The sequence below is a fragment of the Actinomadura sp. 9N215 genome, assembly GCF_044326345.1.
Classification (GTDB): domain Bacteria; phylum Actinomycetota; class Actinomycetes; order Streptosporangiales; family Streptosporangiaceae; genus Spirillospora.
The window spans coordinates 454,551-477,640 of the sequence record NZ_JBIRBA010000001.1 but is presented as its reverse complement, the minus strand read 5'-3'; the positions used below and the strand labels follow the sequence as shown (position 1 = coordinate 477,640).

Here is a 23,090-nt window from a genome sequence, read left to right as displayed (position 1 = left end):
CGAGAAACGAGACCGAGAACCGCACGGCGAACGGGACCGGGAACGGAACGGTGAACGGAACGGCACGGCGATCGGGAAACGGCGCGGTGAACATTAAGGCGCCGTCGCCGAGAAGGGCGCTATTGCTCGGCGCGCAAGTCCGTGTTCAACTGATGCGGTTCCGTGGTTGAACACCCGGGCGGTCGGCTCGGCCAGGCTCGGCCGGCCGCCCGGTTGAAATACCCGCGGGGAAGCCACAAGAATTGCGAGTATGCTTGATACGGCCAGAAGTGCCCTGAGCCTGTTCTTCGAGATGAGTGAATCCAACGAACAGGCGATGGCCGCTCGTCTCTCGGCTGCGGGCTTCGACGACATCACCCTGGGCGACGTGCTCCTCCTGGCCGCGCTGCAGATGAGGGGCCGCTCCGCGCCGGGTTCGCGGCCGAAGCCGAAAATCGACCGCGCCGTGTCACGCGAGATGACCGACAAGCTCTTCCTGCGCGGATACCTGGAAGACCGGAGCGCTCCCCATCACCCCGACCGCACGGTGGTCGCCCTCACCTCCCGGGGCCGTTCGGCCGTCGAGGTGGCCACGGACGGCGTCCTGGCCGATCGCTGGGCCTCTTTCCCGTTCCGGCCGGGCGACATCGTCATCAGCGCGCCCCGAAGGAGCGGCGCGGCATTGGTGCAGACGATCTGCGCGCTCCTGATCTTCCAGACGCCGCACCTTCCGGCTCCGCTCAGCGCCCTGTCGCCATGGCTGGACGATCCGGGAACCCTGTGCCACGAGGTGTTCGGACAATACGCGGCGCAGCGGCACCGCCGTTTCATCAAGACGCACAGCCCGCTTTCGGCCATTCCCAGCGTCCCGGAGGTCACCTATATCGCGATCGGAAGAAAGCCGCTGGACATCGCTTGGTTGGCCGCGGGACCGGGTTCGCCGGCGAAACCGAGCCCGCTGCTCGGCGTCCTCCGGCATGTGTCCGACGCGTGGGCGCGGCGCGCCGAACCGAACGTCGTCCTCATGCACTACGACGACCTGTTCGCCGATCTGGAAGGGCAGCTGCGCCTGCTCGCGGCGCGGCTGGGAATCACGGTCTCCGACGACGTCTGGTCCGGCCTCGTGAAGGCCGCGACATTGGAACAGATGTACGCCGCCGAAGGCCCGGTCGAGCCATTTCCGAACCACCCTGAAGACGATCGGGCCGACGTCCGGAAAGGGGCGCCGGAATCGGGGGCCGCGCCGCTTACCGGCACCGAGCTCGCCGACTACCATGCCCGCGTGGCGGAGGTTCTCGAACCCGACGTGCTGGCCTGGCTGGGAAGGGTGCGATCCAATGAGCACGGCTGACAAATCGCTTTTCACCCGGGAAGATCGTTACCGTTCGGTGCTGGCCAACCAGGGCCGCGGCTCCACGCTCCAGTCCATCTACCGGGATATCTACGGCGCCGATTATCCGTCCGAGGTGGAACCCTTCGGATTCGTCACGATGAGCGACCTGCGCCTGCTGGCGGACCTCCTGGCGCGGCCGGGCACGACACGGCTCCTGGACGTCGGCTGCGGCCGCGGCGGCCCCGGGCTCTGGATCGCGCGCGAACTCGACGTGCCGCTGGTGGGCGTGGACATCATCCCGGAGGGGGTGGCCGCCGCGTCGGAACGGGCGGCGGGCTTCGGCATGGAGGCCCGGGCCAGCTTCTACGTGGCCAGCGCCACCGACACCGGCTTGCCGGCGGGGGGTTTCGACGGAGCCGTCAGCATCGACGCGCTGTGGATGGTGCACGACAAGTCGGCCGCGTTCCGCGAGCTGGCGCGGGTGCTCAGCCCCGGCGGACGGCTCGTGTTCACCACCTGGGAGCCGGCCCTGCTGCCGTACGACTCGTTCCTCGAACGGGCCGGATTCACCGACATCGCCAAGCGGGAAACCGGCTCCCGGGAGCGGGAGATCGCCGTGCACGAGGCCATCCTGAGCAACTGGGAGGCCATCACCGCGGAACTCGGGGACGAGGCCGCCGAGGTGCTCCTCGCGGAGGCGAAGCACACGCCCGCCCTCCTGGACGACACCCCGCGGGTAATCATTTCGGCCGTCCGCGGCGGGTAACCGTCATCAAGTGATGCTTCGCCGCAGTTGAACACTTGCCGCGCTGCGGCCGGGCGCCGATCAGGCGCGTACTCGCGTGCCATACAGCAGCACCGAATGCCATATTGATATGGCTATCGGGCGCCCCGGCGGCAACGGATGAGTCGCGTTTCAGTTAGGCATTCTCACGGTGGAGGACATGTGATGCTTTCCCGGGCCAGACGGGAATTGCTGACGCGACGCCTCAGGGGTGAGCGGTCGCCTCTGCAAGGATGGGGAGAACGCCCCGACGGCCCGATTCCACTATCATTCGCGCAGCAGCGGCTGTGGTTCCTCGACCAGCTCGAACCGGGCTCGATCGAATACACCATGCCGATGCGGGTGCGGCTCGGCCGCGACCTCGACGCCGGAGCGCTCACCGCGGCCCTGGACGCCCTGGTGGCGCGGCACGAGGTGCTCAGGACGCGGCTGGTCGCGGGCCAGGACGGCGTCGCGCACCAGGTCATCGACCCGCCGGGCCCGGTGTCGCTGCCGGTCGTCGACGTGTCCGCCGCCCCCGACCCGGCCCGCGCCGCCAAGCGCCTCGGCGCCCAGATGATCATGGAGCCGTTCGACCTGGCGGCGGGCCCGCTGGTGCGCGCGTGCCTCTTCAGGCTGGGCGAGGCCGGGCACGTGCTGGCGCTGACGATGCACCACGTGGTCTTCGACGAGTGGTCCGAGCGTGTGCTGCGCCGCGAACTGCTCGCGCTGTACGAGGCGATGCGGGCGGGCGAACCGGACCCGCTGCCGTCGCTGCCGGTGCAGTACGCCGACTTCGCCGTGTGGCAGCGGTCGTGGCTGGACGGGGACGTCCTGGAGCAGCAGCTGGGCTACTGGCGGGAGCAGTTGGCCGGAGCGCCGGTGCTGGAGCTGCCCACCGACCGTCCTCGCCCCCCGGTACGGACGACGGCCAGCGGGGTGGTGCCGTTCACCGTCCCCTCGGACGTGGTGGACGGCCTGCGCGAGGTCACCCGGGATAGCGGCGCGACGATGTTCATGGCCCTCCTGGCCGGGTTCGCCGTCCTGCTGGGCCGCTACTGCGACACCGACGACGTGGTGGTCGGCACACCGGTGGCGGGCCGGAACCGAGCCGAGACCGAAGACCTGATCGGCTTCTTCGTCAACACCCTGGTCATGCGCGCCGACCTGTCCGGCGACCCGACGTTCGCGGAACTGGTCGGCCGCGTACGCGAAACGGCGCTCGGCGCGTACGCCCACCAGGACCTGCCGTTCGAGCAGCTCGTCGACGCCCTCGTCACTGAGCGGGACCGTTCCCGCACCCCGCTCTTCCAGGTCTTCCTCAACTACGGCCAGGAAGACACCCCCGGAAGCCAGCCCCAGGAAGCGCAGCCGGGCCCGGAAGTCCAAGAAGTCGGCGAGGCCCCAGCAGGCCGGGAGAACGGCGACGGGGACGGCAACGGCCTCACCCGGCAGCTCACGACGGCCGATCTGCAGGTGAACTTCGGTGACGCGGGCGAAGGCGGCCTGTCCGGAGCGATCGAGTACAGTTCCGCCCTCTTCGACGAGGCGACGGTGCGCCGCCTGGCCCGGCACCTGGTCACGGTTCTGCGGGCCTTCACGAACCCCGACGGCCGGGTGGCCGAGCTGGAGCTGCTGTCCGACGCTGAGCGCGGCGAGCTGCGCGCCTGGGGGACGGGCGCGGATCCGGAGCCGGGAACGGTGCCCGGTCCAGGCTCTTCAGTCCTGGCGATGATCCAGGAGCAGGCGCGGCAGCGTCCGGACGCGATCGCGGTGGCGGAGGGCGGACGCCAGCTCACCTACGAGGAGCTGAACGCCCGCTCGAACCAGCTGGCCCGGCATCTCCAGACGCGCGGCATAGGCCGTGAGGACGTAGTGGGCGTCTGCCTGCCGCGCAGCCCCGGCCTGATGGTGGCCCTGCTCGGAGTGCTCAAGGCAGGCGCCGCCTACCTCCCCCTGGACGCCGACCACCCCGGCCAGCGCATGCAGTACATGCTCCAGGCGTCCGGCGCACCCCTGGTGATCACCCAAACCGCGCTGGCCGAACGGGTAGGCGCGGCGGGCGTGGCCCAGGTCGTCGTCGACGCCGAGGGCGCGGCCATTGCCGCCCACGACCGCCACGACCTCCCGCCGCAGGCGGGCCTGGGGAACCTCGCCTACGTCATCTTCACCTCCGGCTCGACCGGACGTCCCAAGGGCGTCCTCCTCGAACATCGCTCCATGAGCCTGCGGCTGACCGAGATGGGCCGCCGCTACGGGATCACCCCGTCCGACAGCACCCTCCAGTTCGCGTCCATCACCTTCGACGCGACCGTGGAGCAGCTCTTCCCGATCCTCATGCACGGCGGACGCCTCGTGCTGCGCGGCCCCGAGATGTGGACGCCGGCGCGGGCCCTGCGGGAGATCCGCGCGCAGGCGACCATCGCGGAGATGACCCCCGCGGTCTGGGAACTCGCCATCGCCGACCTCGCCTCGGGCGACGGCCTGGGGCCGGACTTCCGGCTCCTGGTCCTGGCGGGCGAGGCCATCCCCGCCGGGGTCCTCGCGCGCTGGTTCGAGCGGACGTCGGTGCCGATCTACAACACGTACGGGCCCACCGAGGCGACCATCACGGCGGTCGTCGCGGTGCTGCGGGAGGCGGTCTCGCCCGTCCCGATCGGGCTGCCGATCGCCGCGACGACGGTGTACGTGCTGGACGACCGGCTGGCGACCGTCCCGGCCGGAGTGCCCGGCGAGCTGTTCATCGGCGGCCCCGGCGTCGGTCGCGGGTACGGCGGACGCCCGGCACTGACGGCGGAGCGGTTCATCGCCGACCCGTTCGCCGCCGACGGCTCGCGGATGTACCGCACCGGCGACCGGGTCCGCTGGAGCACCTCCGGACACATGGAGTTCCTGGGCCGCGCCGACGACCAGGTCAAGATCCGCGGCGTCCGGATCGAGCCGGGGGAGGTCGAGGCCGAACTGGCCGCGCACCCCGGCGTCCAGGTCGCCGTGGTGACCCCGTTCGGGGAGGCGGCGCAGGCACGCCTGGTCGCCTACGTCGTGCCCGCCGACCCGGCCGAGGGCATCCCCTCCCACGGCGAGCTGCGCGGGCACCTGCGCCAGAGCCTGCCGGAGTTCATGATCCCGTCGGTGTTCATCGAGCTTGCCGGGCTGCCGATGACGTCCAGCAGCAAGATCGACCGCACCGCGCTGCCCGCGCCGGACACCAGCCGTCCCGAGCTGGACGGCGCGTTCGTCGAGCCCGCCACCCCCGCCGAGGAACTGCTGGCGGGGATCTGGGCGGAACTGCTCGGCGTCGACCGGGTCGGCGCCGAGGACGGCTTCTTCGAGCTCGGCGGCCACTCGCTGCTGGCCACCCAGGTGGTGTCCCGCATCCGCGACGTGTTCGACGCTGAGGTGCCGCTGGCCGCCCTGTTCGATCAGCCCACCGTCCGCGAACTAGCCCGGGTGGTCGAGCGGTCGTCGCAGGGCGTGTCCGTGCCGCCGATCACGCCGGTCCCCCGCGACCGGGCGCTGCCGCTGTCGTTCGCGCAGCAGCGGCTGTGGTTCCTCGACCAGCTCCAGCCGGGATCGTCCGAATACAACGTGCCCATCCGGATGCCATGGCGTGAGCCCCTGGACGCACGAGCCCTGCAGGCCGCACTGGACGCGATCGTCGCCCGGCACGAAGTGCTGCGGACCCGGCTGGTCGCCGGCCCCGACGGGACGGCCCGCCAGGTGATCGACCCGTCCGGCCCGTTCCCGCTGCCCGTGGTGGACGTGTCCGGCGCCCTCGACCCGGAGACGGCGGCGCGCGACCTGGTCACGGCGGCCGAGGACGCGCCCTTCGACCTGGCCGCCGACCCGCTGATCCGCGCGGTCCTGATCCGGCTGGACGAGTCCGACCACGTGCTCAGCCTGTCGCTGCACCACGTGGTGTTCGACGAGTGGTCCGAGGGCATCCTGCGCCGGGACCTGCTGGCGCTGTACGAGGCGTTCCGAGCGGACGCCCCGAACCCGCTGCCGCCCCTCCCGGTGCAGTACGCCGACTTCGCGGCGTGGCAGCGTTCGTGGCTGACCGGCGACGTCCTGGACCAGCAGCTCGGCTACTGGCGGGACCAACTCGCCGGGGTACCGGTGCTGGACCTGCCGACCGACCGTCCGCGTCCGCCGGTCCGATCCAGTGCGGGCGCGATGGTCGGTTTCACGATCCCCGCGCCGGTAGCGGACGGCCTGCGCGAGATCGCCCGTGAGAACGGCGCGACGACGTTCATGACGTTGCTGGCCGGATTCTCGGCCCTGCTGGGTCGCTACGCCGACACCGACGACGTGGTGATCGGGACCCCGGTCGCGAACCGAAACCACGCCCAGGTGGAGGACCTGATCGGGTTCTTCGTGAACGTGCTGGTGATGCGTTCGGACCTGTCCGGGGACCCGACGTTCGCCGAGGTCGTGGGCCGGGTGCGGGAGACGGCGCTGGGCGCCTACGCGCACCAGGACCTCCCGTTCGAGCAGCTGGTAGACGCGCTGGTCACCGATCGAGACCGTTCCCGCACCCCGCTTTTCCAAGTTCTATTCGACTACTTCGAGCACGAGGGCCCGCACGACGACGGCGAACAGGCCGAGGAGCAGAACGGCGAACTGGCCAAGTTCGACCTGCGGCTGATCGTGGGCGATGGCGGCTCCGGCGCGCTGACGGGGATGATCGAGTACGCCACGGCGTTGTTCGACCGCGCGACGGTGGAGCGGATGGCCGCGCACTTGAGCACGGTCCTGGCGGCGGTGGCTACGGACGCGTCCCGTCCGCTGTCGGCGGTGCCGCTGCTGAGTGCCGATGAGCGTGTGCAGGTGGCAGAGGTGGGGAACGGCCCGGCTGCGGCGTTGCCTGCGGACGGCCCGGCGGAGCTGTTCCTGGCTCAAGCGACCGCGCACCCGGATGCGATCGCGGTGGTGTCCGGCGAGCAGTCGCTGACTTTCGCAGAGCTGGCCGCCCGCGCCAGCCGTTTGGCGCACTATCTGCGTGGCGTCGGTGTAGGCCCGGAGACCGTGGTGGGTCTGTGTCTGCCGCGTGGGGCCGACATGGTGACGTCGGTGCTGGCGGTGTGGTTGGCCGGTGGCGCCTATCTCCCGCTGGACCCGGACTACCCGCCTGAGCGGTCGGCGTACATGCTGACGGACAGCCGCGTGGCGGTCCTGCTGGGCACCGTCGAGCTGGTCGAGGATCTGCCGGTGCGGCGGGTGCAGACCGTCGGCCTGGACGACCCGATGGTCGCCGCGACGGTGGCCGCGGCCCCCGCAGACCCGCCCGAGCAGTTGGCGGCGGGCCCGGACGGGCTGGCGTATGTGATTTACACGTCTGGGTCGACGGGTCGTCCGAAGGGTGTGCAGGTCACGCGTGGTGGGCTGGTCAATTACGTGAGCTGGGCCGCGGACGCCTACGGGTTGTCTGCGGGTGGTCCGGGTGCGGTGTTGCATTCGTCGTTGTCGTTCGACTTGACGGTGACCAGTCTGGTGGTGCCGCTGGTGACGGGGACGTCCATCGTGATCAGTGCGGGTGGTGACCCCGAGGATCTGGTTGAGGTGGCGCGGAGTGTGGGCGGGTTCGGGTTGGTCAAGGTGGTGCCCGGGCATCTGCCGTTGTTGCGGGAGTTGATGCCCGCCCACGAGATCGCTGGCCTGGCCCGGCATCTGGTGGTCGGTGGTGAAGCCCTTCCCGGCCCGTATGTGGCCGACTGGCTGGCCGACGCGCCCGATTCGGTGGTGGTGAATGAGTATGGCCCGACCGAGACCGTGGTCGGGGTGTCGGTGCATGCGCTCACCGGCGGGCAGGAGGTGCCCGGTCAGGTTCCGATCGGTCGTCCGATCGCCAACACGCGTTTGTATGTGTTGGACGGGTCGATGGGGTTGGTCCCGACCGGGATGGCCGGGGAGTTGTTCATCGGCGGCGCCGGGGTGGCGCGCGGATATGCCGGGCGTCCTGCGTTGACCGCGGAGCGGTTTGTGGCTGATCCGTTCGCGGGCGACGGGTCGCGGCTCTATAAGACGGGTGACCGGGCCCGCTGGGCCGCGTCCGGGGACCTGGAATTCCTCGGCCGTGCGGACGACCAGGTGAAGGTGCGTGGGTATCGGATTGAGCCGGGTGAGGTTGAGGCTGCGCTGGCTGCGCATTCGAGGGTTCAGTCGGCGGTGGTGGCGGTGTTCGGGGATGGGGCTGCGGCCCGGCTGGTGGCTTATCTGGTTCCGGCCGACCGTGCTACGGGGGTGCCTTCGGCGTCGGATTTGCGGGGTCACCTGCAGAGGCGGTTGCCGGAGTTCATGATCCCGTCGGTGTTCATCGAGTTGGCCGAGCTGCCGCTGACGCCCAACGGGAAGGTTGACCGGGCTGCTCTGCCGGATCCGGATGACACTCGTCCCGAACTGGGGACGTTCGTGGTGCCGGTCGGCGCGACAGAAGAGTTGTTGGCTGGGGTCTGGGCAGAGGTGCTGGGCACCGACCGGGTCGGCGCGGACGACAACTTCTTCGAGCTCGGCGGCCACTCACTGCTCGCCACCCAGGTGACGTCGCGGGTGCGGGAGGTGTTCGGGGCCGAGGTGACCTTGGGAGCCCTGTTCGACAGGCCTAACGTCCGCGCCTTGGCCGAGCTGATCGAGGAGACGTCGGCGGGGCCGGTGGCGCCTTCGGTGGTTCCGGTGAGCCGGGACCAGCGGTTGCCGCTGTCGTTCGGGCAGGAACGGCTCTGGTTCATGGACCAGCTTGAGCCAGGCTCGACGGAGTACAACGTGCCGTCGCCGCTCCCGTTCCACGGCCAGCTCGACACGGCCGCCCTGGGCTCGGCGCTGAGCACGGTTGCGGCGCGACATGAGGTGCTGCGGACGCGGCTGGTCGCCGGGACTGACGGTGTCGCGTACCAGGTCATCGACCCGCCGGGGCCGGTGCCGCTGCCGGTGGCCGACGTGTCAGGCTTGCCCGACCCGATGGCCGCCGCGCGTGACCTGTTGGCGGCCGATGCGCTGACCCCCTTCGACCTGGCCGCCGGACCGCTGCTCCGCGCCTGCCTGATCCGGCTGAATGAGGACGAGCACCTGCTGGCGCTGTCCATGCACCACGCGGTCTCGGACGAGTGGTCGGGACGAATCTTCGATCGCGAGATGGCGGCCCTGTACGAGGCGTTCCGGGCCGGTGAGCCGGACCCGCTGCCGCCACTGCCGGTGCAGTACGCCGACTTCGCCGTCTGGCAGCGCTCCTGGCTGACCGGCGACGTCCTCGACGAGCAGCTCGCCTACTGGCGGGGGCAACTGGCCGGTGCGCCCGTCCTGGAGCTGCCCACCGACCGGCCTCGTCCGCCCGTCCGGTCCAGCGCGGGTATGGCGACCAGCTTCGTCGTCCCGGCCGAGACCGCTGATGCGCTGCGCCAGATTGCCCGCACGAACGGCGCGACCCTGTTCATGACGCTGCTGGCGGCGTTCGACGTCGTACTGGGGCGGTACGCCGACTCCGATGACGTGGTCGTCGGAACACCGGTAGCCGGCCGGAACCGGGCCGAGACCGAGGACCTGATCGGGTTCTTCGTCAACACTTTGGTGCTGCGCACGAGCCTGTCCGGCGACCCTTCGTTCAGCGACCTGCTGGCGCGGGTCCGGGAGACCTCCCTGGACGCCTACGCCTACCAGGACCTCCCTTTCGAGCAACTCGTGGACGCCCTGGTCACCGAGCGCGACCGCTCCCGTTCCCCCTTGTTCCAGGTCTGGTTCAGCTACGACCCTTCCGACACGGACGATGAGGCCGCCCAGCCTGCCGGAGGCCGAACTGGATCCGGGCACGATGTCGAGCCGGGTCCGTTGCAGGTGAAGGTCGATCTCGGGGTGACGTGGGCCGAGTCCGGCCGTGCCTTGGTCGGCGAGATCCAGTACAGCACCGCGTTGTTCGACCCGGAGACGATCGATCGCATGGCGGGGCATCTGTCGGTCGTCCTGGAGGCGATCGCGGCCAACGCCGATCAGAGGGTTGTGGATCTGCCCATCCTGACCACCACTGAGCGGACCCAGGTCGTGGACTCCGGCAGTGGCGCGCCGGTGCCGTTGCCGCCGGAGAGCAGTGCGCCCGAGCTGATCGCGGAGCAGGTCACCTCCACCCCGGACGCGGTCGCGGTGGTGTGCGATGACGTGTCGTTGACCTATGCCGGGTTGTGGGAGCGCGCGGGGCGTCTAGCGGGACGGTTGCGTGCGGCGGGTGTGGGCCCGGAGTCGGTCGTGGGCCTGTGCCTGGATCGCGGGATCGATATGGCGGTTGCTGTGGTGGGGGCCTGGCGGGCTGGCGCAGCTTTCGTGCCGCTGGACCCGGGGTATCCGGCGGAGCGGTTGGCGTGGATGCTGTCCGACAGCGGCGCGTGGGTGCTGGTGGGTCACCGCGCGGTCGCCGCAGACCTTGCCGCAGACGCGGACTCCGTGGTGTGGCTGGATGAGGCGGAGGTCCGCGCGGAACTGGCGGCCACTGCGTCGCCGGAGCCGGTCGCGGTGGATCAGGCTGGTCTGGCGTATGTGATCTACACGTCGGGGTCGACCGGCACGCCTAAGGGTGTGCAGGTGCCGCACGGCGGTGTGGTCGCCCTGGCGGTGGCGCAGCAGCGGTTGTTCGGTGTTGCTGCGGGGGATCGGGTGCTGGGGTTCGCCTCGTTCAGCTTCGACGCTTCGGTGTGGGAGCTGGTGATGGCGTTGTCGGCGGGTGGTGCGCTGGTGGTGGCCTCAACTCAGGACCGTGCCGAGCCGCAGCGCGTGGCTGCGCTGGCCGCCGCAGGCGGGGTGACCGTCGCGACCCTCCCGCCGTCTCTCTTGCAAGCGTTGGGAATGGGCGAGCTGTCTGGTGTGGGCACGTTGGTCACCGCGGGCGAGCGGCTGGACGAGGGCTTGGCCGCGAGCTGGTCTGAGGGTCGGCGTTTGTTCAACGCCTACGGCCCGACCGAGACAACGGTCTGCGCCTCAGCCGGACAATGCCGCCCCGGGGACGGGGCGCCGATCGGCGAACCGATCGCCAACACTGCGGTGTACGTGCTGGACCCATCCCTGGGCCTGGTCCCGATTGGTGTGGCGGGTGAGTTGTTCGTGGGTGGCGCGCAGGTAGCGCGCGGTTATGGCGGCCGTTCCGCGTTGACGGCCGAGCGGTTCATCCCGGACCCGTTCGCCGCTGACGGGTCACGGATGTACCGCACCGGGGACCGCGTCCGCTGGCGTGCTGATGGGCGGCTGGAGTTCTTGGGCCGGGCCGACGACCAGGTCAAGGTCCGCGGGTTCCGGGTCGAGCCGGGTGAGGTGGAGGCGGTGCTGGCCGCGCACCCGCAGGTCCGCGCTGCTGTGGTGACCGCTTGGGGTGCGGGGTCGGCGGCGCGGCTGGCCGCCTACCTGGTGCCCGCCGATCTGGCCGAGGGCATTCCGGCGGCTGAGGTGTTGCGCGAGTTCGCCTCCCGCAGTTTGCCCGAGTACATGGTTCCGGCGGTGTTCACCGAGTTGGCGGGGCTGCCGGTGACGCCGGCGGGGAAGGTGGATCGGGCGGCGTTGCCGGTTCCGGATGTGGCGCGTCCGGAGTTGGGGACGGCGTATGTCGCGCCGAGCACGGCTACCGAGGAATTGCTGGCGGGGGTGTGGGCGGAGCTGCTTGGTCTGGAGCGGGTCGGGGTTGCGGACAATTTCTTTGCTCTTGGTGGGCATTCGTTGTTGGCGACGCAGGTGATGTCGCGGGTGCGGGAGGTGTTGGGGGTTGAGGTGGCGTTGGCGGCGTTGTTCGATGCGCCGTCGGTGCGTGGTCTGGCCGGGGTGATTGATGGGGCTGGGCCGGGTGTGGTGGCGCCGCCGGTGGGTCCGGTGCCGCGGGATCAGCAATTGCCGTTGTCGTTTGCGCAGCAGCGGTTGTGGTTCCTGGACCAACTCGAACCCGACTCCACCGAATACAACCTGACGACGACTGTGCGTTGGGACGAGGCCCCGGATCCTCGGATCTTGGGGATGGCCTTGACCGCTGTCGTGGCCCGGCACGAGGTGCTGCGCACCCGGCTGGTGACCGGCTCGGACGGGGTGGCTCAGCAGGTCGTCGACCCGCCGTCGCAGGTGCCGCTGCCGGTGGCCGACCTGTCGGACGCCGATGATCCACAGGACGCGGCACAACGGCTGATCGCCGGAATGGCGGCCCAGCCCTTCGACCTGGCGGCCGGGCCGCTGATCCGGGCCTGCCTGATCCGGATGGGGGAGACCGCGCACGTACTCGCGCTGGCCGCCCATCACGTGGTCTTCGACGACTGGTCGGCCCGCATCTTCCGTCGTGAGCTGCTGGCCCTGTACGAGGCGTTCCAGGCAGGTGAGCCGGACCCGCTGCCGCCGCTCGCCGTGCAGTACGCCGACTTCGCCGCCTGGCAGCGCGCATGGCTGACCGGCGACGTCCTCGACCAGCAACTCGGCTACTGGCGGGACCAACTCGCCGAAGCGCCGGTCCTGGAACTGCCCACCGACCGTCCCCGGCCTCCGATGCGCTCCAGCGCCGGGGCGCTGGCCGCGTTCCGCATTCCGGCGGAGACCGGCGAGCATCTGCGAGCCATAGCTCGGGACAACGACGCGACGGTCTTCATGACCCTGCTGGCCGCGCTCAACGTGGTGCTGGGCCGCTATACGGGACTCGACGATGTCGTCGTCGGCTCGCCGGTCGCGAACCGGAACCGGGTCGAGACCGAGGACCTGATCGGGTTCTTCGTCAACACGCTGGTGCTGCGCACCGATCTGTCCGGCGACCCGACGTTCGCGGAGCTGGTCGGCCGGGTGCGGAAGACCGCGCTCGGTGCCTACGCCCACCAGGACCTGCCGTTCGAGCAATTGGTCGACGCACTGGTGACCGAACGGGACCGGTCACGCACCCCGCTCTTCCAGGTCTTCTTCAACTACGCACCCCGTGACCCGCGCGAGGTTGCCGCTGCGGTTCGTCCGACCACCGCCACTGACGCGGACCTGGACGGCGACGGCCTAGCCGGCTCGTTCCAGGTGAAGTTCGATCTCTCCGTGACGATGGGCGACGCCGACGACGGCGGGCTGATCGGCGGCATCGAGTACAGCACGGCGTTGTTCGACGCGGCGACGATCGAGCGGTTGGCGGGTCATCTGGTCGCGGTGCTGGCGGACGTCGCGGCGAATGGTGAAAGCGGGATCGGCGCGTTGTCCGTCCTGTCGGCGGAGGAACGCGCTGAATTGGCGGAGTGGGGGTCGGGTGTCGCGGCGCCGTCGGATGTCGCCACATCGGCGTCGGCGGTGGACGCGCGCGGCGTCCACGAATTGCTGGTCCGGCACGCGGCCGATCGCGCGGACGCGGACGCGGTCGCGGTGGTATGCGGCGACGTTCATTTGACGTACGGGGAATTGGTGGGCCGGGCGTCGCGCCTGGCGTGGCTATTGCGCAGCAGGGGAGTGGGCCCGGAATCCGTCGTCGGCGTGTGCGCGGACCGCGGGGTGGAATTGGCGGTCGCGGTGACGGGGGTGTGGTTGGCGGGAGCGGCGTTCGTGCCGCTGGACCCGGAGTATCCCCCGGAACGATTGGCGTTGATGCTGGCGGACAGCGGCGCCCGCGTCGTGGTGGCCCACCGGTCGGTGGCCTCCGGCCTGGCGGCCGATCCCGCGGCCGATCCGCTGGTGGACGCCATGGTGTGGCTGGACGACCCAGAACTCCGAGCCGAACTGGACGGATACCCGGCGACGCCGCCGCCGACGGCGGTCGAGGGCGCGGGCCTGGCGTATGTGATCTATACATCCGGATCGACCGGGACCCCGAAGGGTGTGCTGGTCGAACACGAGGGCCTGCTGAATTTGGCGGTGGGATTGTGGCCGACGCTGGGCGAACGGGTCCGGGGACTGCTGCTCGCGCCGTTCAGTTTCGACGCGGCCGTGTGGGAATTGGTGATGACGCTGTCCGGCGGCGGGACATTGGTCGTCGCGTCGGCGGCGGAACGGGCCGAACCGGATCGAGTCGCGGAACTGGTGCGGTCGGCGGGAGTGTCGCTGGCCTTCATGGTGCCGTCGTTGCTGCGGGTCCTGGCGCCTGAGGAAATGGCTTCGTTGCGGACATTGGTCACGGGCGCCGAACGGGTCGAGGCGAGCCTCGCATCGGCGTGGCGGCAAGCCGGACATCGGCTGCTGAACGCCTACGGCCCGACGGAGGCCACGGTGGTGGCCAGCATCGCGACGGTGGAAAAGGACGGTGAGGCACCGCCGATCGGCCGTCCAGTGCCGAACGCCCGCGCGTACGTCGTGGACGCGTCGCTGCGCCTGGTGCCCCCAGGTGTCGCGGGCGAGCTGCTGGTGGGCGGCGCCGGAGTGGCGCGCGGTTACCGGGGCCGCCCCGTGTTGACCGCGGAACGGTTCGTCGCCGACCCCTTCGCCGGGGACGGGTCACGCCTGTACCGCACAGGGGACCAGGCACGGTGGCGTCCCGACGGCCAGCTGGAGTTCGTCGGCCGGGTCGACGACCAGGTCAAGGTGCGTGGATACCGGATCGAGCCGGGCGAGATCGAAGCGGCCTTGGCCGCGCACCCGGACGTCGGGTCGGCGGTGGTGGCGGTGACCGGGGCGGGGGACGCGACCCGGCTGGCCGCCTATCTGGTCCCGGCCGATCCCGCCCGGGGCGCCCCCGCCGCGGGCGAGGCGCGCGAGTATCTGCGGACCCGGCTGCCGGTCTTCATGATCCCGGCCTCCTTCACCGAGCTGGCCGCGCTGCCGCTGACCCCGGGCGGCAAGATCGACCGGGCGGCGCTGCCCGACCCCGATCCGGGCGGCGGCGACCTGTCCGATCGGTACGTCGCTCCCCGAACCGAGGTGGAGCGCGTCCTGGCCAAGGTCTGGGCCGACGTCCTGGGCGTGGACCAGGTGGGCGTCGAGGACAACTTCTTCGAGCTCGGCGGCGATTCGATCATCGGCATCCAGGTCGTGGCGCGTGCTCGGGGACTGGGCGTCGGCGTGTCGGTGGCGCAGCTGTTCGACCACCAGACGGTCGCCTCGCTGGCCACCGTCGCGACCGGCGACGTGGTCGTCGTGGGAGAACAGGGCGCGGTGGAGGGCGAACAGGCACTCACTCCGGTACAGAAGTGGTTCTTCGACCTTGAGCTCCCAGCCCCGTGGCATTTCAACCAGTCGATGTTCCTGGAAGCGGACGGCCGGGTGGACGTCGCGGTGTTGCGGGACGCGGTGGCGCGGGTGCTGGCGCATCACGACGGTCTGCGTTCGCGGTTCGAGCAGGTGGACGGCGTCTGGCAGTCCCGAGTCACAGGAATCGACGTAGGACAAGCCGAGGACGTGATCTGGGAAGCGGCCCCACGCCCCACCCACCTGCACGACGAAGAAGCCTGGCTCACCCGAGAGGCCGACGCAGCCCAAGCGTCGCTGGATCTCTCAGCAGGCCCGCTGATGAGGATCGTGGTGTTCGACCGCGGCGACGAACCGTGGCTGGTCCTCGTCGTGGTGCATCACCTGGTCGTGGACACAGTGTCCTGGCCCGTCCTCCTAGAAGACCTGGCTTCGGCGTACACGCAAGTGCTGGCCAAGAAGCCGCCGACGCTGCCCGCCAAGACAACGTCGTTCGCGGCCTGGTCGTCGTGCCTCACGCAACTGGCGGCCTCGGACGAGCTGGCCAAAGAGGCGCCGTACTGGGAGCAGGTCGCGGGCCAGACCCGTCCCATCCCACGCGACCGCCCAGACGGCGGCAACGCGGCCGCCGCAGGCCGCGAAGTGCGAGTGCTACTGGACGCCGAGCAGACGTCCCGCCTCCTGCACGATGTCCCGGGAGCGTCCCGCCTGCGGATCGACGAGGTGCTCCTAGCCGCGCTGGGCATGACCCTGGGCCGCTGGCTCGACGGCGACGGCCCAGTGGTGGTGGACGTGGAAAGCCACGGCCGCCACGAAGAAGGCCCAGGAATCGACCTGTCCCGAACCGTGGGCTGGTTCACCAGCCTGTACCCCGTCGCACTACCCGGCGGAACAGACCCGGGCGCGGCGCTGGCGACTGCGAAGGAAACGCTCCGGCAAGTCCCCCGCCACGGCCTGGGCTACGGCCTGCTGCGTCACCTGTCGGACTGGCGGCCGCCCGCGACAGCGGAGATCAGTTTCAACTATCTCGGCCAGGCCACCCCCAACAAGCAATCCGACCCCAGCACCGCCTACGCCGACGGCAATGCGGGCCCGGTCGGAGGCCGGTTCCGGGTGGTCGAGAGGCCGCAGGGGCACGCGCACTCCGCGGCGGGCGACCGGTCGTATCTGATCGAGATCAACGGTCAGGTCGTCGACGGCCGCCTGGGCCTGGTCTGGGCCTACGGCACCGAGGTCCACGACAAGGCGACGATCAGCGAACTGGCGCACCGGTACGTCGAGGTCCTCGGCGAGCTGATCGACCACTGCTGCCGTCCGGAGGGCGGCGGCGCCGTCACGCCGTCGGACTTCCCGCTGGTCGATCTCAATCAGTCTTCCCTCGATTTCATCAAGCAACGTTTCGGCTCGGTGTCTCGGCCGGGTGAGAGTACCGATTCCGGAGGTCAGTCATGACAGCGTTCGATCTGACGGCGCAACCGCAGGGCGGCGCCATCGAGGACATCTACCCCCTCACCGGACTTCAGCAGGGCATGCTGTTCCACTCCCGGCTGACTCCCGGGACGGGGATGTACTGGATCTGGATGGGGCTGCCGCTGCACGGTGAGCTGGACCTCGCCGTCCTCCGCCAGGCCTGGGAGCTGGTCTTCACCCGGCACGAGGTGCTGCGCACCGGGGTCGTGTGGGAGCAGGTGCCGGTGCCGGTCGCGGTGGTGTCGCGGTCGGTGCCGCTGCCCTGGCAGGTCGTCGACCTGTCCGGCCTGGACGAGGACCTCCAGCGGCGGGCGATGGACGACTACATAGCCGCCGACGAGGCGGCGGGCGCCGACTTCGCCGCGTCGACGCTGGCGCGGGTCACGGTGGTGCGGCTCGGGGAGCGGCGGCATGAGCTGCTGTGGAGCTACCACCATCTCCTCCTCGACGGCTGGAGCAGCCCGTCCGTCATCGGGGAGGTGCTGCAGGCGTACCAGGAGCTCGTGGCGGGACGGCAGCCGACGTTCCCGGACCGCCGCCCGTTCCGCGACTTCGTCGCGTGGCTGGCCGCCCAGGACCAGGACGAGGCCAAGCAGTACTGGCGGGACCATCTCGCCGGTTTCACCGAACCGACCTCGCTGGACATTGGCCACGAGACCGGCCAGACCGGACGGGGCACGGCCTGGACGCGCCTCCCCGCCGACACCACCACCCGGATAGCGGAGTTCGCGCGTCGCCACCGGCTGACGGTCAACACCGTCCTCCAGGGAGCGTGGGCGCTGCTGACCTCCCGCTACTCCGGAACGGACGACGTGGTGTTCGGCGTGACGTCGTCCGGGCGCAGCGGCCAGCTCGACGGCATCGAGGACATGGTCGGGTTCCTGATGAACACGACCCCGGCCCGGATCAAGGTCGACGCCGGCCAGTCCGTGCCGGAGTGGCTGGCGTCCGTCCAGGCGGGGCAGGCGCGCGGACGCCGCTTCGAGCACACCACGCTGACCGACATCCAGGCCTGCAGCCAGGTCGCCGCGGGCCAGCCCCTCTTCGAGACGCTGTTCATCTTCGAGAACTACCCGGCCCCGGCGATGAGCGGCGACGACGAGTCGCCGAGCGCGGACGGCCTGCGGGCAGGCACGGTGTTCCACGGCCGCCCGCAGGGGAACTATCCGCTGACCGTGGCCGCGGGAATCGGGCCCGGACCGGAGCTGTCGGTCCGCCTCGACTACGAGCGGACCAGGTTCGAGCCGGCCGCGATGGAGCGGCTGGCGGAGCATCTCGCCACCATCCTGGAGGCGATCGCGGCCGACACGGGCCGGAAGGTGGCGGACCTGCCCGTCCTGACCTCCGCCGAGCGGACGCGGGTGGTCGGCGGCTGGAACGACACGGTCGCGCCGGTGCCGGGCGTCGGCGGCGTCCACGAACTGGTCGCGGAGCAGGTCGCGAAGTCCCCGGACGCGGTCGCGGTCGTCTGCGGCGGCGTGTCGGTGACGTACGCGTCGCTGTGGGAGCGGTCGGGACGTCTCGCGGGGCTGCTGCGTTCCGCGGGCGCGGGCCCGGAGACCGTGGTGGGCCTGTGCCTGGACCGCGGGATCGACATGGTCACGGCGGTGCTGGGGACGTGGCGCGCCGGCGCGGCGTACCTGCCGCTGGACCCGGGCTATCCGCCGGAGCGCCTCGCGTTCATGCTGTCCGACAGCCGGGCGCCGGTCCTGGTGAGCAAGACCGAGCTGGCCGAGGACCTGCCTGCCGGTCGCCTGCGTGTTCTGTGCCTGGACGACCGCACGGACGCCGCCCTGCTGGCGGCCACCCCGTCGGAGATGGACCCGGTGGCGGTGGACCAAACCGGCCTGGCGTACGTGATGTACACGTCGGGTTCGACCGGTACCCCCAAGGGTGTGCAGGTGGCGCACGGCGGCGTCCTCGCTCTGGCGGTGGCGCAGCGGCGGCTGTTCGGGGTGTCTCCGGGTGACCGGCTGCTGGGGTTCGCCTCGTTCAGCTTCGACGCTTCCGTCTGGGAGCTGGTCATGGCGCTGTCCTCGGGCGGCGTCCTCGTGGTCGCCTCGGCTCAGGAGCGGGCCGAAGCGGGCCGGGTGGCCGAACTCGTGACGGCGGCCGGAGTGAACGTCGCGACCCTCCCGCCATCGCTGCTGCACGCCCTCGGAGCAGCGGCACCGGCGGGCGAACCGGCACGGGAGCTCGCCGGCGTCAGCACGCTGGTCACAGCAGGCGAGCGTCTCGACGAGGGCTTGGCCGCGACCTGGTCGACCGACCGGCGCCTGTTCAACGCCTACGGCCCGACCGAGACAACGGTCTGCGCCTCAGCCGGACAATGCCTCCCCGGAGACGGGGCGCCGATCGGCGAACCGATTGCCAACACCACGGTGTACGTCCTGGACCAGTCCCTGGGCCTGGTCCCGATCGGCGTCACAGGAGAACTGTTCGTCGGCGGCGCGCAGGTGGCGCGCGGGTACGGCGGACGTCCCGCGTTGACGGCCGAGCGGTTCATTCCCGATCCGTTCGCCGCTGACGGGTCGCGCATGTACCGCACCGGAGACCGCGTCCGCTGGCGCGCCGACGGACGGCTGGAGTTCTTGAGCCGGGCCGACGACCAGGTCAAGGTCCGCGGGTTCCGGATCGAGCCGGGCGAGGTGGAGGCGGTCCTGGCCGCGCACCCGCACGTTCGCGCCGCCGTCGTCACCGCCTGGGGCGACGGGACGGCCGCGCGGCTCGCCGCCTACCTGGTGCCCGCCGACCCCGCCGAAGGCATCCCGGCGGCCGACGCGCTCCGCGAGTTCGCCGCCCGCCGACTGCCCGAGCACATGATCCCCGCCGTGTTCACCGAACTGGCGGCCCTGCCGCTCACCCCGGCGGGCAAGGTCGACCGGGCCGCGTTGCCCGCTCCCGACGAGAGCCGCCTCGACGCGGGCCGGTACGTGCCCCCCGCCACCGCGGCCGAAGGGCTGCTGGCCGGGATCTGGGCCGAGGTGCTGGGCGTCGAGCGGGTCGGGGCCGAGGACAACTTTTTCGACCTCGGCGGCCACTCCCTGCTCGCCATCCAGGTGACGTTCCGCGTCCGCGACGTCTTCGGGATCGAGATCCCGTTCTCCGCCCCGTTCGACCGGCCCACCCTCCGGGAACTGGCCGAGCTCGTCGAGGGCGACCAGGCGGGGACGGCCACGTCCCCGGTCACGCCGGTCGGCCGGGACGAGCCCCTGCCGCTGTCGTTCGGCCAGCAGCGCCTCTGGTTCGTCGACCAGCTCGAACCCGGCTCCGCCGAATTCGTCGTCCCGACCCAGATTCGGCTCGGCCCGGACCTGGACCAGGCCGCGCTCGGCGCCGCCCTGGACGCCGTCACGGCACGGCACGAGATCCTGCGCACCCGGCTGGTGGCCGGTGCCGACGGCGTCCCGCACCAGGTCATCGACCCGCCCGGGACCGTCCCGCTGCCGGTGATCGACCTGTCCGGCCTGGCCGAACCGGCGCGGACGGCCCAGCAGCTGATCGCCCAGGACGCCGAGCTGGCCGTCGACCTGGCCGCCGGGCCGATGGTCCGCGCGTCGCTGTACCGTCTCGACCCGGCCGAGCACCTGCTCGTGCTCACGATGCACCACGTGTCGTACGACGAGTGGTCGGACCAGATCTTCCGCCGCGAGCTGACGGCCCTGTACGAGGCGTTCCGCGCGGGCGAGCCGGACCCGCTGCCGCCCCTCCCGGTGCAGTACGCCGACTTCGCCGCCTGGCAGCGGTCGGCGCTGACCGGGGAGACCCTCGACGGGCAGCTGGCGTACTGGCGGGAACAGCTCGCCGAGGCGCCGATGCTGGAGCTGCCCACTGACCGGCCCCGTCCGCCGGAGCCGTCCCGGGCGGGCGCCGTGCTCGGCTTCCGGGTGCCCGTCTCGGTGGCCGAAGGCCTCCGTGCCGTGGCCGGGGACAATGACGCGTCGATGTTCATGACGCTCCTGGCCGCGTACTCGATCGTGCTGGGCCGCTACAGCGGCCAGGACGACATCGTCGTGGGAACGCCCGTGGCGGGCCGGAACCGCGCCGAGACCGAGGACCTGATCGGGTTCTTCGTCAACACCCTGGTGATGCGCACCGACCTGTCCGGCGACCCTGGCTTCGGCGAGCTGCTGGGCCGCGTCCGCGACATGTCCCTCGCCGCCTACGCCAACCAGGACCTGCCGTTCGAGCAGCTGGTCGACGCCCTCGTCACCGACCGGGACTCCGACACCCCGTTCTTCCGGGTGCTGTTCAACTACGCCCCCGGCGACCGCCGCCTCACCCGCCAGGCCACCCCCGCCGAAGAATCCGCCGACGGGCCCGAGGTGGAGCTGGAGGACTTCGAGATCGACGTCAACACGCGCTTCGACGTGCGGTTGGCGATGTCCGACGACGCCGACGGCGGCCTGTCCGGCGGCATCCACTACAGCGCCGAGCTGTTCGACCCGGCCACGATACGGCGCCTGGCCGGGCACCTGCTGACGGTGATGTCGGCAGTCGTGTCCGACGCGTCCGCGCCCGTGTCGCGCCTGCCGCTGCTCACCGCCGCCGAGCGGACCCAGGTGCTGGACGGCTGGAACGACACGGACGTCACCTGGCCCGACGCCGAAGGCGTCCACGAGCTGGTCACCGCACGCGCCGCGGAGACCCCGGACGCGATCGCCGTCGTCGACGGCCGCCGCTCGCTGTCCTACGCCGCCCTGATGGAGCGGGCCGGACGCCTCGCCGCCTACCTCCGCACGACGGGCGCGGGACCGGACACGGTCGTCGGCCTGTGCCTGCCGCGCGGCGCCGACCTCGTCACCGCGGTCCTCGCGGTCTGGCAGGCGGGCGGCGCGTACCTGCCGCTCGACCCGGACTACCCGCCCGAGCGGCTCGCGTACATGCTCACCGACAGCCGCGCCGCCGTCCTGGTCGGCACGGCGGCGGTGGTCGAGGACCTGCCGGTGCGCCGGGTACGGGTGGTCGCGCTGGACGACCCGTCCGTCCGGCGGGCGCTGGCCGCGTCCACCGCGCCGGAGCCGGTCGCCGCCAGGCGCCCGGACAGCCTCGCCTACGTGATCTACACGTCCGGCTCGACCGGGACGCCCAAGGGCGTGATGGTCGGGCACGGCGCGCTCGTGAACTACGTGCGCTGGTTCAACGAGCGGTTCGCCGTCACCGGGAGCGACCGCGTCCTGGTGTCGTCCTCGCCGAGCTTCGACGCCTTCGGGATCGAGCTGTACCCGGGGCTGGCCGCAGGCGGCTCCCTCGTCATCGCGCCCGCGTCGACGGTGGCGGCCGACGCGGACGCGCTGATCAAGACGATGACCGCGCAGCAGGTCACCGTGCTCCCGACCGTCCCGGCCATGCTCGGCCTGCTCACCGCGCGCGCCGCGCTCGCCGGATGCTCCACGCTCCGGCAGGTCGTCTGCGGCGGGGAGCAGCTCACCGGCCGCGCCGCCGCCGCGCTCACCGGCCTGCTGCCGGTGAAGCTGCACAACGTGTACGGGCCGACCGAGGCGACCATCGACGTCACCTCCTACACGCACGACCCGGACGCCGACCGGCCGGACGCGGCCGTCCCGATCGGAGCCCCGGCCGCCAACACCCGCCTCTACGTGCTGGGACGCGACCTGTCCCCGCTGCCCCCCGGCGTGCCGGGCGAACTGTTCATCGGCGGGACGAACCTGGCCAGGGGCTACGCCCGCGCGCCCATGCTCACCGCGGCGCGGTTCGTCGCCGACCCGTTCGGCACCGGTGGCGGCCGCCTGTACCGGACCGGCGACCGCGTCAGGTGGAACGAGTCCGGGAACCTGGAATTCCTGGGACGGCTCGACGACCAGGTCAAGGTGCGCGGGTTCCGGATCGAACCGGGCGAGATCGAGGCGGCGCTGGCCGCCCACCCGGGCGTGCGGTCGGCGGTCGTCGCCGTCGTCGGGGACGGGGACTCGGCGCGGCTCGCCGCCTACCTGACGCCGTCCACCGCGGGTGAGCCCATCCCGTCGGTGGCCGACCTGCGGGAACACCTCCGGCGCCGGGTGCCGGACTTCATGATCCCCGCGGCGTTCACCGAGCTGGCCGACCTGCCGCTGACGCCCACCGGCAAGGTCGACCGGGCCGCGCTGCCCGACCCCGACCAGGCCGGTCCGCAGCCCGTCCACCGGTACGTCGCCCCGGCCACCCGCACCGAGGAGCTGCTGACCGGGATCTGGGCCGAAGTCCTCGGCCGGACCCAGATCGGCACCCGCGACAACTTCTTCGAGCTCGGCGGCCACTCCCTGCTCGCCACCCAGATCGTGTCGAGGATCCGCGACGCGTTCGGCGTGGAGATGCCCGTGACCGCGATGTTCCACGAGCCCACGATCGCCGAGACCGCCGCGGCCATCGACAAGGCCACGCCCGCCGCCGTCGGCGGCGCGGAGGGATACGAGGAGTTCGAGCTCTAGAGACCGTCCGGCGAGATCGGCCGCCCCG

The 23,090-nt window shown here is 71.3% G+C and carries 4 protein-coding genes; all 4 read left to right on the top strand.

Annotated features, from left to right (window positions below):
• Positions 1–250 precede the first annotated feature (250 nt).
• The 4 genes from ACH34T_RS02170 (at position 251) to ACH34T_RS02155 (ending at position 23,062) form a co-directional block, all read left to right on the top strand.
• Positions 251–1,330 (top strand): sulfotransferase domain-containing protein, encoded by a 1,080-nt coding sequence (locus ACH34T_RS02170; RefSeq protein WP_395990195.1) that lies wholly within the window; start codon positions 251–253, stop codon positions 1,328–1,330.
• Positions 1,317–2,078, top strand: a complete 762-nt coding sequence (locus ACH34T_RS02165; RefSeq protein ID WP_395990194.1) for a class I SAM-dependent methyltransferase — start codon at positions 1,317–1,319, stop codon at positions 2,076–2,078. The genes ACH34T_RS02170 and ACH34T_RS02165 overlap by 14 nt, the downstream gene beginning before the upstream one ends.
• Before the next feature lie 183 nt (positions 2,079–2,261).
• A complete protein-coding gene (locus ACH34T_RS02160; RefSeq protein WP_395990193.1) occupies positions 2,262–16,616 on the top strand; it encodes a non-ribosomal peptide synthase/polyketide synthase in 14,355 nt (4,784 codons plus the stop codon).
• Positions 16,613–23,062, top strand: a complete 6,450-nt coding sequence (locus ACH34T_RS02155) for an amino acid adenylation domain-containing protein (RefSeq protein WP_395990192.1) — start codon at positions 16,613–16,615, stop codon at positions 23,060–23,062. The genes ACH34T_RS02160 and ACH34T_RS02155 overlap by 4 nt, the downstream gene beginning before the upstream one ends.
• The last annotated feature ends 28 nt before the right edge of the window (positions 23,063–23,090 follow it).